Origin of the sequence: Parazoarcus communis SWub3 = DSM 12120, from assembly GCF_003226565.1 — a bacterium.
Lineage (GTDB): Bacteria > Pseudomonadota > Gammaproteobacteria > Burkholderiales > Rhodocyclaceae > Parazoarcus > Parazoarcus communis.
Map to the genome: position 1 here is coordinate 1 of NZ_QKOE01000096.1, position 611 is coordinate 611.

Genomic DNA, 611 nt, shown 5'->3' on the forward strand with positions numbered 1-611 from the left:
GGCCACAGGCGCTCATCGGTGTTGGCAAAGCTCGCCTTGAGGCGGATCGTTCCGGTCGCCACGTCGATCTGGTTGTCGATCAGGCTGAGCTTGCCCTCCGCCAGCAGGGTCTTGTCGTCACTGGCATAGGCGAGCACCGAGAGCGCGCCGGCCTGCTGGTTGTGGCGGATCGCCTCGGCATAGTCCTGGGGGACCGTGAAGTTGACGAAGATCGGCTTGATCTGGGTGATGGTGACGAGGCTCGTCGGCTGGCCGGCCTGCACGAGATTGCCGATATCGACCAGGCGCTGGCCGGTGCGGCCTGCGATCGGCGCCCGGATGTCGGCATAGGCGAGATTGAGGCGCGCGGTTTCGATCGCGGCCTTGTCGGCGGCGATCGATGCCTTGAGGGCGTCCACGGTGGCCTGCTGCTGATCGAAGGTCTGCCGCGACTGGTATCCCGTGTTGAGGAGCTTGCTGTACCGGTCGAGGTCGAGCGCCGCGCCGGTAAGCTGCGCCTCGTTGCGCTTCAAGGTCGCGCTTGCCGCGTCGAGCACGGCCTGGAACGGCCGCGGGTCGATCTGGTAGAGCGGGTCAACGGCCTTCCTGTCCTGGTCCTCGTTGAAGGACAT

At 66.0% G+C, this 611-nt stretch carries 1 protein-coding gene; it reads right to left on the reverse strand.

The genetic code is table 11. From position 1 onward, the window contains the following. Positions 1-611: efflux RND transporter periplasmic adaptor subunit (locus DNK49_RS23205; protein ID WP_120719297.1), on the reverse strand; the 611-nt coding region annotated here is incomplete at both ends.